General features: G+C 73.2%; 11 protein-coding genes. 3 read left to right on the forward strand and 8 right to left on the reverse strand.

Features of this window, described 5'->3' with window-relative positions; genetic code table 11:
• Positions 1-12 precede the first annotated feature (12 nt).
• From ADK64_RS25345 to ADK64_RS25380, 8 genes are read right to left on the reverse strand one after another with little or no spacing between them, the layout of a single operon-like run.
• A complete protein-coding gene (locus ADK64_RS25345; protein ID WP_053662242.1) occupies positions 13-1,218 on the reverse strand; it encodes an AAA family ATPase in 1,206 nt (401 codons plus the stop codon).
• Between the two features lie 39 nt (positions 1,219-1,257).
• Entirely contained in the window at positions 1,258-3,177 is a 1,920-nt protein-coding gene (locus tag ADK64_RS25350) for an ATP-binding protein (protein ID WP_053662245.1), read from the reverse strand.
• Positions 3,174-4,043 (reverse strand): hypothetical protein, encoded by an 870-nt coding sequence (locus tag ADK64_RS25355; RefSeq protein WP_159046326.1) that lies wholly within the window; start codon positions 4,041-4,043, stop codon positions 3,174-3,176. The genes ADK64_RS25350 and ADK64_RS25355 overlap by 4 nt, the downstream gene beginning before the upstream one ends.
• Entirely contained in the window at positions 3,994-5,100 is a 1,107-nt protein-coding gene (locus ADK64_RS25360) for a JAB N-terminal domain-containing protein (RefSeq protein ID WP_053662250.1), read from the reverse strand. The genes ADK64_RS25355 and ADK64_RS25360 overlap by 50 nt, the downstream gene beginning before the upstream one ends.
• Positions 5,093-6,592, reverse strand: coding sequence for an effector-associated domain EAD1-containing protein (locus ADK64_RS25365; RefSeq protein ID WP_053662252.1), 1,500 nt, complete (start codon positions 6,590-6,592; stop codon positions 5,093-5,095). The genes ADK64_RS25360 and ADK64_RS25365 overlap by 8 nt, the downstream gene beginning before the upstream one ends.
• Entirely contained in the window at positions 6,589-7,602 is a 1,014-nt protein-coding gene (locus tag ADK64_RS25370) for a HesA/MoeB/ThiF family protein (RefSeq protein ID WP_053662254.1), read from the reverse strand. Before ADK64_RS25370 ends, ADK64_RS25365 begins: the two co-directional genes overlap by 4 nt.
• A gap of 1 nt (position 7,603) precedes the next feature.
• On the reverse strand, positions 7,604-8,245 hold the full coding sequence (locus ADK64_RS25375; protein WP_053662256.1) for a hypothetical protein: 642 nt from the start codon (positions 8,243-8,245) through the stop codon (positions 7,604-7,606).
• Positions 8,242-9,096 (reverse strand): CHAT domain-containing protein, encoded by an 855-nt coding sequence (locus ADK64_RS25380; RefSeq protein WP_107093077.1) that lies wholly within the window; start codon positions 9,094-9,096, stop codon positions 8,242-8,244. The genes ADK64_RS25375 and ADK64_RS25380 overlap by 4 nt, the downstream gene beginning before the upstream one ends.
• Positions 9,097-9,362: 266 nt before the next feature.
• On the opposite strand from ADK64_RS25380, the gene ADK64_RS46100 reads away from it, so the two are divergent.
• Genes ADK64_RS46100 through ADK64_RS25395 form a run of 3 tightly spaced genes read left to right on the forward strand, consistent with a single transcriptional unit; the run spans position 9,363 to position 13,562 of the window.
• Positions 9,363-10,277: a protein kinase domain-containing protein gene (locus ADK64_RS46100; protein ID WP_159046327.1), complete on the forward strand. Its 915-nt coding sequence runs from the start codon at positions 9,363-9,365 to the stop codon at positions 10,275-10,277.
• A gap of 13 nt (positions 10,278-10,290) precedes the next feature.
• Positions 10,291-11,367 (forward strand): hypothetical protein, encoded by a 1,077-nt coding sequence (locus ADK64_RS25390; protein ID WP_053662263.1) that lies wholly within the window; start codon positions 10,291-10,293, stop codon positions 11,365-11,367.
• On the forward strand, positions 11,364-13,562 hold the full coding sequence (locus ADK64_RS25395) for a hypothetical protein (protein ID WP_053662265.1): 2,199 nt from the start codon (positions 11,364-11,366) through the stop codon (positions 13,560-13,562). The genes ADK64_RS25390 and ADK64_RS25395 overlap by 4 nt, the downstream gene beginning before the upstream one ends.
• Positions 13,563-13,603 lie beyond the last annotated feature (41 nt).

Genomic DNA, 13,603 nt, shown 5'->3' on the forward strand with positions numbered 1-13,603 from the left:
ATGTTCCCGCCCTCACTCGAACTGGTCGAGCAGTGCGTTCACTTCGGCAATGATACGAGACAGCTCTGCCTCGGTCCCGGTGTTCACCGGTGGATGTTCCCTCAACTCCCGTGACAGGTCGGCGAGTTTGTGCAGACCTTCGACGACGCTCCATTCGCTGGGCTGCCGTTCGGGCCGCAGTGGCGCGCCGATCTCCCGGGCGTCGAGCAGGATCTCGTGGTCGGAGCGGCGTCGCCGGGCCGGTTCGCCTCCGTGTTTCTCCACGACGGCCTGTACGGCCTCCTCGACCGTGGTGCGGTCGGCCGGGTCGGTCCAGATGTGGGCCAGCGGCCACAGGTCGACCGGCTCGGCGGTACGGGACTCGCGCAGCAGCGCGGCCGCGGCGACCAGTTTCAGGCTGCGCACCAGCCGGCGGTCCGAGAGCCGTACGCCTTGGATCAGCAACTGCCGTACCAGTTCCCGGTGTTCGCCGAGCACGGGGTCCAGGCCGACGTCCTTCAGCAGCAGGGTGAGCCGGCCCAGCCGCTCGACGGTCACCGTGCCCGTGGTGCGGTCCGCGGCGGCCGGAGCGGGGGCGCCCGTGCCCCGCGCCTGCTCGGCCGCGTGCACGGCCTCGGTGAACCGGCGGGTCTCGTGGCCCCAGCCGACCTGGAGCAGCCGCTCCAGGTCGGTGCCGCCCACCGGTTCCACCTGGAGGCGGAGCAGGAAGCGGTCGGAGAAGGCGGTCAGGCCCGGGTCGTCGGGTATCTCGTTGGTGGCGCCCAGCAGACTGATCAGCGGGGCGTTCTCGGCGGCTGCGCCGTTGTGGTAGCGGCGTTCGTTGAGCAGGGTCAGCAGGGTGTTGAGGATGGCACTGCTGCCCTGGAACACCTCGTCCAGGAAGACGAGTTCGGCCGTCGGCAGCATGCCCTCGGTGCGCACCTGGTAGGTGCCCTGCCTGAACCGCTCGAAGTCGAGCGCGCCGAAGATCTCCGACGGCTCGGTGAACCTGGTGAGCAGATAGCTGAACCGGCGTGCCTCGATGTACCGGGCGAGGGCGGAGATCAGCTCGCTCTTGGCGGTGCCGGTCGGGCCGAGCAGCAGCGCGTGTTCCCGGCAGACCACGGCGAGTTGCAGCAGCCGTACGGCGCGTTCGCGGCCGACGAACTCGTCGCCGAGCCGTCGTCGTACGTACTCCAGGTCCCTGATGGTGTCGACGGTGTCCTGGCCCCAGCTCACCGCGCCTCCTGCCTCGTGTCCCTCGTGTCCGCCACGGTGTCAGCGCCTGCCCGACCGGCGCTGCTCGCGCCGTTTGCGGTTCAACTGTCCGACGATCTGGCCCAGTTGCTCGGGTGTGGGCGGCACCGGCGGGTCCTGGAAGTGGGCGGCGACGAAGGCGTCCCGGAAGACCGAGTGGATGTCGTCGCCGTTGCGGCCGCGCAGTGCCGCCGCGATCAGCTCGTCCACGCCGCCGCCGACGTCGATGCCGAACTTCGCCGCGTGCAGGTTGATCATCTTCAGCCGGGCCTCGTCGTTGGGCACGTCGATGCCGATGCTCTCGAAGCGGCTGGGCCGCAGCAGCGCCTCGTCGATCAGGTTCAGCCGGTTGGTGGTGCCGATCACCAGGGTCGGCACCTCGGGCCGGAAGCCGTCCATCTCGGTGAGGATCTGGGCGACCACGGCGTTGCCGGCCCGGGTGCCGCCGTCGGAGTGTTCGGAGCGGCGCGAGGCGATGGAGTCGAACTCGTCGAAGACCACCACCGAGGGGGCGTTGCGCCGCGCCTCCGAGAAGATCTCCCGGACGTTGCGCTCGCTCTCGCCGACGTAGGTGCCCATGACCTCCGGGCCGGAGACCACGAGGATGGTGGCGTTCATCCGGTTGGCGATCGCCTTCGCGAACAGGGTCTTACCGGTGCCGGGCGGGCCGTGGAAGATGAAGCCGCGCGGGATCAGCTTGGTGCGCAGATGGTCGTACTGCGGCGGCAGCCGGTGGTGGCCCATCACGATGTCGATAGCCCGCTGGATGTGGGCCTTGACCTCGTCGTAGCCGGCGATGTCGTCGAAGCCGACGTCCGGCACCTCGAAGTTGCTCGACATCTGGGCCTTGAACGCGCGGATCGTGGAGTACAGGTCGCGGGCGACCGGCGCCGGGTGGTCCTTGTGGACGCTCATCGCGTAGCGCAGGGCCTGGCGCAGCAGCACCGGGTTCATACCGGCGACGTGCTTGTAGAACTCGACCGGGTCGTAGCGCTCGAAGCGTGCCGCCTCGCCGACCGTCACCAGGGCCCGGCCCAGCGGCTGTTCCTCCCGGTCGTCCCGGAACCACACGGTGCGCGGGACACCGGTGATCGTCACGCGGGTGCTGAAGCGCTCGCCGAGCACCTCGGGCACCGACAGCGAGGGAGCGGCGAAGGCGAGCATCACGCGCTCGGGCGCCCCGTGCAGCAGCTCGGTGACCTCCCGGGCCTCCGGGGAGAGCTGTCCGTCGGACCCGCCGGCGAGCAGATCCAGGTGCTGCACGACGAGCACGGTGTCGTCGTTGAGTCCGCGCACCAGTTCGCGCAGCCGGCCGAGCAGGCGCTGGCGCGGGTTCTGCTGCACCGGGATGAGCGGGTCCCCGGGCGGTGGCTGGTCCTCCGGCTCGCCGTCCTCGTTCTCCGGGGGCTCCTCCAGCACCTCGGCGCGCAGCCCGGCCCGGGTCGCCATTTCCCGCCACAGGTGCGGCACCACCGGCTTCTCGGCCACGACCAGCACCGACAGACCGGCCCGCAAGAGCGAGGAGACCTGGGCGATGTCCCGGCCGTAGGCGAGGACGGTGGCCTGGTCCTCGTGGAGTTCCCCGGGCTGCGGATGCCGGTAGACCGGCTCCTCGGGCGGGGTCCGCTCGCGCGGTGGTCCGTCGTCGGGCTTCGTCAGGTCGGGCGGCGCGGCCGCGGGTGCGGGTGCGGGTGCGGGCGGCAGCGAGTAGGACGGCGGGTAGACCGGGGTGCCGTGCGGCAGGTCGGACTGGAGCAGCAGCTCCGGGGAGACGGTCTCCCAGGCCAGCAGATCCCAGCCCGGCTGGAGCGGCAGGAGCAGCATGTACGGCCCCGAGGACAGGGCCTCGCCGACGGTGACGCGGGGCGGCTGCCGGCGCAGGGCCGCCAGGGCCGCCCGGTCCGGTGCGACGACGGAGATACGGCGCACGCTCGTGGTCATGCGGGACTTCCCCCTCTGGCTTCGAGCCGTTCGACCTGCCGGTACAGGCGCACGCCCGCCAGATACTCCTTGCCGATGCCGGAGCGGGCGCGCAGCAGCGGCCGGTGCGAGCGCTCCAGCCGGGCGAGCGCGGCCCACCAGGAGGCGACCGGGCGGGCCGCGGCCAGGTCGGGCGGCGCGGTCAGGCCGACGCGGGCCCGGCGGATCAGCGCCAGGTGCGCCGCGGTATGGCGCAGCAGCGCCGCCTCGTACACGTCGATCACCAGCTCCCGTTCACTCATCCGGAGCTGGTCGAGCAGCCGGCCGCGCCACAGGGCCTGGGCCGGGGAGGCGGGGGCCTCGCAGTAGACCGTGGTGATCAGCCGACGTCCCTGATGATGTGTCAGCAGTACGTCCTCCAGGAGGAGTTCGGCGTCGCTCTCGCCGACCGGGTCGGGCCGGTCGAGGAGCGCGGTGAGCGGTGAGGCGGCGCGCAGCCGGCCGGCCAGTGTCCGGTCGCCGATGTGCGCCAGCGCGGGCGCGACCACCGCGTGGTGGGCGAGCACGTCCCACAGCGAGCGGGCGGGCGGCACCGCACGGACCGTCTCGGCCGCGAGCAGGGCCTGGGCGCGGCCGCCGACGGCGGCGGCGAGCAGGAGCGCGCCGGCGCCGACCGGCCGCCGCTCGCCGGACGCCAGCGCGTCGAGCCGCAGCCGGGCGGCGGACTGTGCCGCCAGCCGGACGACGGCCGCGCTGACGTCGGCCGGCGGCACGGCCAGTTGCTGCGGGTCCGTCAGTTCGCCCTCGGGCGGGGGCGGGCCCGCCCCCGCGCCGCCGTCAGTCGTCGACCACAGCAGCACGCGTAAGGCGGTATCGACCGCGGTCATCTTTCACCCACTGTTCGCATTCGCGTACGGAGTCGCCGGAACGGGCGTAGAAGCGCAGGAGCCGCTCGTCGCCGGTGAGATTGATCAGTCCGGCCACCTGCCAGGGCTGCCGGAAGGTGCCGAGGTGCAGATCGACGTCGATGCTGGACAGGCCCGAGTCGTTCCCCGAGAACAGATGGGTGTGGTACCAGCCCATCAGCTGCCGGTCCTGTCCGGAGGCGGTGATGCGCTGGTTCACCTCGCGGAAGGAGTCTCCGGTGAAGGTGAAGTGCAGGGCTCCGGCTCCCGAGTGCTCGGCGGGCGTGACCTCGTTGATCTCCACCAGGTAGCGCTCGGCCGGCGCGTCGCTGTCGCCGTTCTCCCCGTCCGGGCGCTCCGAGCGGCCGGGTCGGTCGGGGCCGAGGACCCTGAGGACCCGGCCGAGCAGGAAGCCGCCCTCCTCCAGCCGGCGGGAGAGCTTCATCTCGTGCAGATGGCCGTGGATGTCGCCGGAGAGCAGGACCGTCACGGGGCCGAGCCCGGCCGCGTCGATGCCCAGCTCCCCCGGGTCCACCCCGGGCACGGGGGGCTCGGCCACCTTGCGTACGGTGAAACTTCGCCTGCTCTCGCGGAGGTTGAGGTCCATGGCGCCCTCGACCTCGGGGGTGGAGCGCCCGAGGGCCAGACCGCTGAGCGAGGGATGGTCGAGGCAGAAGCCCCACACCTCCTCGTCGGCATCGATCTGCTGGACCACGTGCTGCAGGACCGGTCCGAGCAGTTCCCGTACCGGGAACTCGCCGTCGACCACCTTCTCCGAGCCGCGCGAGACGGTGACCCCCAGTCGGCCGATCTGGCTGCGCAGGTTGTGGAGGGTGCGCGGGCCGTCCGCCAGCCGTGGGTCCGGCCGGCGCACATAGCGCATCTCCAGGATCAGTTGCTCGTCCGGGTCGCCGCCGGCCAGTTCCCGGCGCACCGCCTCGATGATCAGCGAGGAGAGGGAGATCTTGCCGACCAGCTCGAAGCTCGTGCCCTTGTAGAGCAGCACCATGGCGCCGCCGGCGCGGCTTTCGTCACTCATCCGGGCTCGCTTCCACGCGCTCGACCGTCAGGAATCGGGAGCGGTCGGCCCGCTCGGTCAGACCGGCCCGGGTCAGCCAGGGGGTGCCGCCGATCTCCTTGATGCGTTCCTGGCCCTCCCAGGAGAACGCCCAGGCGGCGGCGTCCCCGTCGAGGTACTCGCCGCGCTGGATGATGTCCTGCACCAGGCTTTCGTAGTCCATGGCCATCCGGTAGTCGTGCGGCAGGATCTCGTAGTTTCGGTAGCGGACCATGTCGATGAGCATCTGGCACAGGGACTCCATGCTCAGGTCGGGTGTGTAGTCGGTCATCAGCGGGCCGAGACACACCGCGCCCTTGTTGTCCTGGCCGCGGGCGATGTTCGGGTGGAACACGTCCGAGCGCCAGCGCACGCGCGGCGCCTGGATGGGGAACTCGGCCGGCATCCAGATCACCAGCTCGTGCCGGTCGATGCGCCGCGGGTCCGGCGGCCAGGCCTCCAGGTCCTGCGGCGGGGCGAAGCCGGGCACGTGCAGCTCCACCGTGTACTCCAGCGGCAGCCGGTCGTCGTCCATCTCGACCAGGGTGAACTCGGGGTGCTCCGCGGCGAAGTCCACGAGGTCGTCGCGGGCCCGGGCGAGTGCCTCCAGGCGCAGCCAGCTGTCGACGCCGGCGGTGGACTCGGCGGACATCTGCAACTGACCGCCGTCCCGGACTCCTTGGTTGTGCAGTGGTTCCTCGGGATCGAGCCGGTGGGCCTCGCCGTTCTCGTCACGGTAGTCGACCACGGCCCGCAGCAAATGCCCGTTGGCGTCCTGGGCCACCTCGGGCCGGTACTGCGCCCAGACGGCCGGGACGAGTTCGCTCGGCAGGGTCGTGTTGGGTACGTAGGGGATCTCGAACTGCTGGCCGTCGGGGCCCATGACCTCCAGGCGTGTGTACAGGGTGGGCCGGAACTCGTACTCGCCGTAGAGCACTTCAACTCCGGGGGCGATGCGCGCGGCCCGCTCCCGCAGTTCCTCCACCCGGTCCGGGGGCAGCCCGGTGACCCGGAAGGCGGCCTGCCGGTGGCCGGCGTAGAGCTGGACGGCGTCCGCGTCGACCAGTTCGCGCACCAGTCTCAGCAGCTCGGGGTAGGCCTCGCTGCCCACGAACTCCACGGTGCGGTAGAGGGTTTCGGCGTTGTCGGCGGACTGTGCGCGTTCCTGCTCCTCCTCGCTGAGGAAGCGCAGGATCTTCTTCAGGACCTCGTTGCCCGGCCAGCGCCGCAGTACGGTGTCCAGCAGCTGCCGCACGCCGTCGCGCTGGACGGCGCCCAGTTCCAGGGCGCGCACCACCTGCCGCCAGTACGCGGTGACTTCCTGGCTCCCGTCCCAGCGGGGCCGGGCCTGCGGCGGGAAGTCCATGTCCTCCAGGAGTTCCTCGGCCTGGATCTGGGTGCGGTAGATGTCGGCCAGCGTGTCGATCAGCTCGCGTTTGATCTCGGTGGGCAGCTTGCCCGCTTCATAGCTCATCGGGGCGTTCCTTTCCCGCCGGCCTCGGAGAGTTCCAGGTAGCGGATTCCGCGGGTGCGGCCGGTCGTGAGGACCGGCAGGATCTCGCGCGGTGCCACGCCGAGATCGGCGAGCCGGGCGCCCGGCGGCGCGTCCGCGAGCCGGGTGGATGCGCGCGTGGGCGCTGATCCGGGCAACGGCGCCCAGGTCATCACGGTCTCCTCGGGGGCGAGATGGTCGGTCAGATCGGCCGGGGTGGACAGCACCGTGTGCGGGACGGGGGCCACCAGGCCGGCGGGGATGGGGGTGTGCAGCGGGCAGTCGGGGTCGCGGCGCGGGGTGACCGGGGCCGCCGTACCGCCGGCGGCGTCCACCCGGACCACGCCGGGGCCGCTGCCCGCTCCGCACAGCAGCCGTACCGCGGTGACCGCCAGCCAGGAGCCGACCAGCGCGGAGACGGGCGCCGAGGCGCCGGCCTCGGGTACGACGGCGTCCGCGCAGGCCCACGGGTCGTCCTGGGCGGCGCGGTCGCGGGCGGTCAGGCCGCAGCCGAAGCAGGGGCCGGACGGCTCGTACAGCCGTATCTCGCCGCCCCAGGCGCTGGTGCCGCCGTCCAGCAGCGGTGCGCCGGTCTGCAGGCAGCGGCCGGCGAGCTGGAGCCGGGCGGCCAGGCTGTCCAGACAGCTGACGACGAGGGAGGCGTCCCGCAGTTCCGCGAGGCCCACCCCGCTGACCAGGGGCGCGGTGCGGGCGTCGACGCGGGTCACCGGGGACAGCTTGGTGAGCCGGCGGGCCGCGACGGTCGCCTTGGGCCGGCCGATGTCGGCGGCGCGGAACAGCGGGGCGCGGCTGAGGTTCGACTCCGAGACCTCGTCGGGGTCGCACAGCACCAGCCGGCCGACGCCGGCCAGGGCGAGCGCCTGGGCGCACTGGTTGCCCAGGGCGCCCACCCCGCACAGCACGACGGTGGACTCGGCGAGCCGCCGCTGGTCCCAGCCGGCGATCAGGGCGTGCCGGTCGAAGCGGCCCATGTCAGTCCCGCCTCAGCGTGCGGAAGTTCATGGGGCACTGTTTGACGGTCAGTTCGCTGCGCCACTGCTCGAAGCAGCCGAGGCCGCGCGCCGGGTCCTGGTGGACGGCCTTGCGGCAGCCGGGTGCCTCGGGCGAGCAGGGGCAGACGACGACCGTCTCGAACAGCCGGAAGGTGTGGGTGCACACGAAACAGGCGTTGCGCCGCTGGGGTTGTCCGAGCACCGGGTCGCCGGGCATCAGCCGTGCGGTGTGCAGCGTGTCCGGCGGGGGGTCGGTGAGGTCGACGCCACGGAAGAAGGCGGCCTGCGCGGTCGGGTCGGGCGGCCCGGCGGCGGGCGGTGCCTCGCCGCTGCACGGCAGGTTGCGCAGATGGTGGGTGACGTCGGCCAGCTTGCCGTCCTCCGCGTGGCGCAGATACACGGTGTCGTCCAGCCGGAAGGTGTGGCCGCACACCCGGCAGGGGGCGCGGCGCCGGGAGCCGGGTCGCCGCCAGGTGCCGAGCCAGCGCGAGTCCAGGGTGGTGGAGGCGGCTCCGTCGGCCCCGCCCACCTGCGGGTTGTCCCCGCGCTGGAGTCCGCGCTCGAAGCCACTGGCGACACCGGCCGGGGCGGAGGTCCCGGCGGTCGTCTCGGGTGTCGTCATGGCACTCGGCTCCCTCGGCAGACCTGACGGACCTCGTCCGGTGCGTGGCCGTGCAGTTCCAGGCAGGCGCGGCCGGCCGCGCAGGCCCGGTCGACGGCGGTGGTGTGGGCGAGGGAGCCGTAGAAGCCCTCGGCGAAGGCGAGGGCCGCGTCGTCGGGGAGTTCGCCTCGGGTGCCCACGACGGTCTCGGCGCAGGCGAGCAGGCCGTCCGCGTACGCCGCCGACCAGCAGGAGTTGAGGACGACGCAGTCGAGAGGCGCGTGCAGGGCGAGCGCGGCGGCCAGGGCCCGTACCGGGACCGGCGCGGAGGTGCCCGCCTCGTCCTCGAAGAGCAGCCGGCCGTCGTGCGTGCCGTGCCCGGCGAAGTGCACGATCCGCGGCCGGACCGACTGGAGCCGGGGCAGCAGGTCGGACACCCGGGCCGCCGGGTGGACCGTCACCGTCAGCCGGCCGGCCGAGCGGGCCGCCGCGTCCTGGATGACGCGCTGCTCGGCGCCGAGCCGCAGCCGGGCCTCGTCCAGGGGCGCGGACATCAGGCACAGCACCCGCAGGCCCGTGGGCGTGCCGCGGCCGGCGAGGGCGGCCAGGCCCTCGTGCCCCGGGTACAGGGCGGCCGCCCCTGCGATGAGGTCGCGCAGCGTGACGCCCCGGAAGCGGCCCTGGTCCACGGTGCGGCACACCGTGCGCCACCAGGAGGCGGCGGGCAGCGGCGCGGCGAACGGCGGCAGCAGGGCGGGTCTTATCCCGAGGTCTTCGAGAAATGCGTGAGCACCCAGCACGTCCGGAAACAATTCGCCCAGTGTTTCGAATGCGCCGGCGTCGCGCAGTTGTGTCCATGTCGGACTGGCCATCCATCGTCCCCCGAGCCAACTGCCGTTGTTTCACAGGCCCTTGGGGAGAAGAGTACGCGCAGTGGCGGCTGGGGGGTGTAGTTTCGGATTCCGCAGCGCTTTTATCGGGGGCGGGTTTGATCGAGCGTCTGGAAATGATCACCTGTGGCGGCCGCGATGCCGGGAAATCGATCTTCGAGATTGATTTCGATCAGCAGGGAGCGAGTACCCGGAGCGGATTCCGGGAGCGACGCGGTGTGCTGGTGCACGGCGGCGGGGAGCATGTCGTGCAGCGCATCGCCGTCACCGACGGGGCCCGCCGGGAACTGGAGCGGACCGTGCGCACGGCCGATGTGCTGATCCGCCGGCTCGGCGTCACCCGCTATCCGCCCGAACTGAGCCGGGTCGTCGGCTACCGGCCGGACGGCCGGGCCCCCTTCCTGGTCGCCACCCGGCGCGGCCGCCCGCTGTCCGAGACGGCCGACCGGCTGCCGCTGCCGCCGGGCGAGTTCTGGGCCGTCACGGACGGCGTCCTGACGGTACTGCGGCACCTCGGCGACTTACGGCTGGTGCACCGCGACATCCGGCCCGAGAACCTGTGGTGGGACGGCACCACCGTGCAGCTGGCCGACTTCGGCCTGGCCCTGGACGAGGGCGAGCCGCGCGGCGGGGCGGCCGGAGCCGACCCGTGGCGCTCCCCGGAACAGGCCCTGGGCAAGGGCCGGGCCGACTGCCGTGACGACGTCTACGCCACCGGCGCCGTCCTCTTCCACCTCGCCACCGGCGAGGAGGCCACCGCGGCCGCGGAGATGCGCGACCGGGTGCGCTGGCTCGACACCAGCCTGCGCACCCTGCTGGACGGGGTCTTCACCGACGAGGCCCGCCACCGCGTCACCGGGTACACCCTCCAGCTGCGCCGCGACACCCAGGCGGGGCGCAGCACCACGCAGGGCCCGGGCCAGGTCCGTCCGCCCCGGCTCGCCGAGCGGGAGCAGCAGGCCCGGCAGCACTTCCGCGAACTGCGCGCCCGGCAGCGCGCCTTCCACGAGCGGGCGCACCGGCCGGCGTACGCCCCCGCGCCCTCCCCGCCCCCGGGCGGGTACCCGGCCCCGCGCCCCGGACGGCGGCAGACCGTCGTCGTGTCCGTCGTCCTGGCCGTGGCGCTCATCGCCGTGCTGACCGCCGTGCTGGCGCTGGCCTGACAGGAGGAGTGACGTGGCAGACCACGTGAGGTGCCCCATCTGCCTGAGCACGGTCGACTGGGCGCAGGCCGAGACCGTCACCCTCAACGCCGACGGCCGGCCCGAACCGCTCGTCCGCCTGCCCGGCGAGGACGACGTGCGCTGGAACCACCGCCGCCTCGACGCCTACCGGCTGTGCGCCGGCGGCGGTGAACCGCACGTCCTGCCCGGCCGCTACGGCGACTTCGGCGAGCCCCTGGTCATCGGCGTGGTCGGCGAGTCGGCGGCCGGCAAGAGCCATCTGCTGGCCGCCATGCTCGGCATGCTCGCCGACGTCGACCGGATGGCCCGCCTCGGCCTGGTCGTCGGCGGCCTCGACCTGAAACTGCACCAGCGCTATCTGAAGGACGTCGTCCGCCCCTTCCTGGACCAGGGGCAGGGCCTCGCCGGAACCCCGGCCCAGCCGCCGGAGTTCACCGACGCGCTGTGGATCCACAACAGCAACACCGGACGCAGTTTCGCCGTCGCCTTCTTCGACGTGTCCGGCGAGTGGCTCGCCGACCACGACGCCCAGGTGCCGTTCCTCGGCGCGGTCAGCGCCCTGGTCTTCGTCGTCGACCCCACGCGCATCCGCGGGCTGACCGCCGCCGCCGGCAGCGTCACCGGCGACCCGTCCTTCGGCGTCGTACTGGACAAGATCGGCCGGCTGCGCGGGGTCGACGGCTCCCAGTTCCTGCCGCTGCCGGCCGCCGTCGTGATCGGCAAGTGCGATCTGCTGCGGCACCACGAGAGCCTCGTCGACCGCTGGTTCCAGAACGCCTCCCCCGACGAGGAGCTGCACCTCGCCACGGTGGAGGAGGAGAGCGAGGACGCCTACGCCTTCCTCAGCTCCCGGGGTGCCGCCGGCTGGCTCGCCCCCTTTGTGCGCTGTGCCCGCTCCACGCTGCACTTCGCCACCGCGACCGGCCACAAGGCGGTCGAGGCGGAGGGCGTCCAGCGCTCCCCGCACGGCAGTTTCGCGCCGCGCCGCACGCTCAAGCCCATGCTCGCCCTCTTCGCCATGTGCGGGGTTCTCGGCCCCACCGACCTCGGCCAGGGAGCTGTCGGATGACGACGGTCGACCAGATCCTCTTCGGCTGGGCCGAACGGGACCACGAAGGCAACGCCGGGGTGCGCCCCGTCGCGCACTCCGGGCTGCGCACCATCGACCGCTGGGCCAAACGCCTCCAGTACGTCTGGGCCACCCAGGACGGGCAGGGCGAGCAGCCGGAGCTGACGGCCAGCCTCGTCCACCTCGTGTTCGAGGACGAGGCGGCCGTGCTGCGCAAGCTGCCCTCCCGCAATCCGGACGGCCGGGGCGGCGCCACCCTGACCCACGTCCTGGTCGGCGACCCCCGGGCGATCGGCTCCCGCCTCGCCCTGGGGCTGCACGACTGGCCGGGCTGGCAGGAGCGCGAACCGGACGGCAGCCGGACCGCGCTGGCCCCGCTCGACCTCACCGACCTCGAGGAGGCGGCGCGGCCCGGGCTGGCCGCACTGCGCGAGCGGGTCACCGAGATCCCGGCACACCAGCTCTCCGCGCTCGTCGCCCGGGTGCTCGCCGAGCCCGCGGAGGACTTCAGCGTCATCACCCGGCCGCCCCTGGCCCTGCCGATGATGACGGCCCTGCTCGACATCGTCGGACCGGTCGACGGCCGGCCCTGGACCTTCGCCGGGCGGGAGTCCACCGACAAGGGCAGTCATCAGCCCCGGGTGGTGTTCCTCGCCGCCCGCCCGCCCCAGTCGATGTACATCAACCAGCGCCACCGCGTCGACGTCACCGAGCCGCCGCCCGACTCGGACACGGCCCGCTTCGCCGCCCAGCTGGTGGAGCTGTACCTGGAGTCCGGGCACGCGGCACTGGAGCGGATCCGGCCGCGGCAGCCACTGCGCGACGCGGCCGACGCGGCCGCCTGGCGGCGGTCGGTGCCGGTCGTGGACGGCCGGATCTCCGACCCCCGGGTGCGGCTCGACGTCTTCCTCGACGACGACCTGCTGGAGCGGGCCGCCGCCCGCGGCGCCCTGATGTCCGAACGGAACCATTTCGTGGGCGAGTTGCGCAAGCAGCCCGTGGAGTGGCTGGTCGCCGCGCTGCGCCGCTGGCACCGCCTGGAGCAGCGGGCGGTACGCCGGCACGAGCTGCGGGACCTCCTGGTGAGCGAGGCCGTGGAGGCGTGCCTCGCCGGCAACGGACCCGACGCGCTGGTGCACGCGACGGCGGACGCGGAGCCCCCGGCATCGTCGGTGAGCGCCGTCTTCCACCAGCAGGTGCACGAGGGCCTGGACCTGAGCCGGCCCGGGCACCGCCGGCTGCTGATCGTGGCCCTGCACCTCGGCATGCCCGCCGCCGCGCTGGACCACGCCGGCCTCCTCGCCGCCAGCCCGGCGGACGAACTGCTGGACCTCGTCGGGCGGTACGCCGAGCGGTTCCCGGACGCGATGCATCTGGTGCTGCGCCATCTCGCCGACGCCGGGGAGAGCCCGGACACCGCACGGCTGTGGTACGAGCAGCGCCTGCTGCTCGGCCCCGTCGACCGGATCGCCGGCGGCGACCGCGTCAAGGAGGTCGACTGCTTCCGCCAGTTGCTGCTCGCCGCGTACGGCCCGGTACTGGATCGCGCGGCCGCCACGGAACTGGTCGAACGCGCGGGGGTCCAGGCACCGTTGGGGCTGTACGCCGCCGCACTGGAACTGGCCGGGGACGACATGGCCGAGCAGCCGATCCGGTACGAGCTGTCGGAGCAGTTCCTCCGCGACCACGGTTACGCCGGTCAGGGTCCGCGACCGGCCACGGTGTCCACGTTCCGGCCCCGGTCGGGCGGGCCGGTGCTCGGCGGACCCGCCAGGCCCGCCGCACCGCCTACCCCCGCCCCAGGCGCGTACCAGCCGCATCCCGCCACCACGGGTACGGGTACGGGGGCGTACCCGCCGCCCTCCGCCACGCGCGCGCACACCGAGTGGGCGCACCCGGCCGCCCCGGACCCGGCCCAGCCGCCCGCCTCGGCAGCGAGCGCGGGAACGCCCCACCATCCCCAGGGGGTCGTCCCGGACCCCGCGCGCTGGGACACGCCCGTCCCGCCGCAGCGGCCGAGCCGGAGTACGACCGACCCCCGCGCCGGAGACGGCCCGCAGGCGCCGTCCGCCGGCCGCGAGCGCCGGCGCGATCACCTCGGCCATCTCGACGGGGCGAGCGTGTTCTTCGCGACCGCGCTCGTCCTCGTCCTGCTCTGCGCCGTCGGCTACATCCTGCTGACCTCCATGCCCTGACCTCCCCCGTCCCCCACGCAGTCCGCCGGACGACACGAATG

Origin of the sequence: Streptomyces sp. MMG1121, from assembly GCF_001280015.1 — a bacterium.
GTDB lineage: Bacteria > Actinomycetota > Actinomycetes > Streptomycetales > Streptomycetaceae > Streptomyces.

What these genes read in the sequence shown, in the direction of transcription:
- ADK64_RS25350 (WP_053662245.1), bottom strand. Translation starts at nt 3,177, where the DNA reads ATGACCACGAGCGTGCGCCGTATCTCCGTCGTCGCACCGGACCGGGCG.
- ADK64_RS25355 (WP_159046326.1), bottom strand. Translation starts at nt 4,043, where the DNA reads ATGACCGCGGTCGATACCGCCTTACGCGTGCTGCTGTGGTCGACGACT.
- ADK64_RS25360 (WP_053662250.1), bottom strand. Translation starts at nt 5,100, where the DNA reads ATGAGTGACGAAAGCCGCGCCGGCGGCGCCATGGTGCTGCTCTACAAG.
- ADK64_RS25365 (WP_053662252.1), bottom strand. Translation starts at nt 6,592, where the DNA reads ATGAGCTATGAAGCGGGCAAGCTGCCCACCGAGATCAAACGCGAGCTG.
- ADK64_RS25370 (WP_053662254.1), bottom strand. Translation starts at nt 7,602, where the DNA reads ATGGGCCGCTTCGACCGGCACGCCCTGATCGCCGGCTGGGACCAGCGG.
- ADK64_RS25375 (WP_053662256.1), bottom strand. Translation starts at nt 8,245, where the DNA reads ATGACGACACCCGAGACGACCGCCGGGACCTCCGCCCCGGCCGGTGTC.
- ADK64_RS25380 (WP_107093077.1), bottom strand. Translation starts at nt 9,096, where the DNA reads ATGGCCAGTCCGACATGGACACAACTGCGCGACGCCGGCGCATTCGAA.
- ADK64_RS25395 (WP_053662265.1), top strand. Translation starts at nt 11,364, where the DNA reads ATGACGACGGTCGACCAGATCCTCTTCGGCTGGGCCGAACGGGACCAC.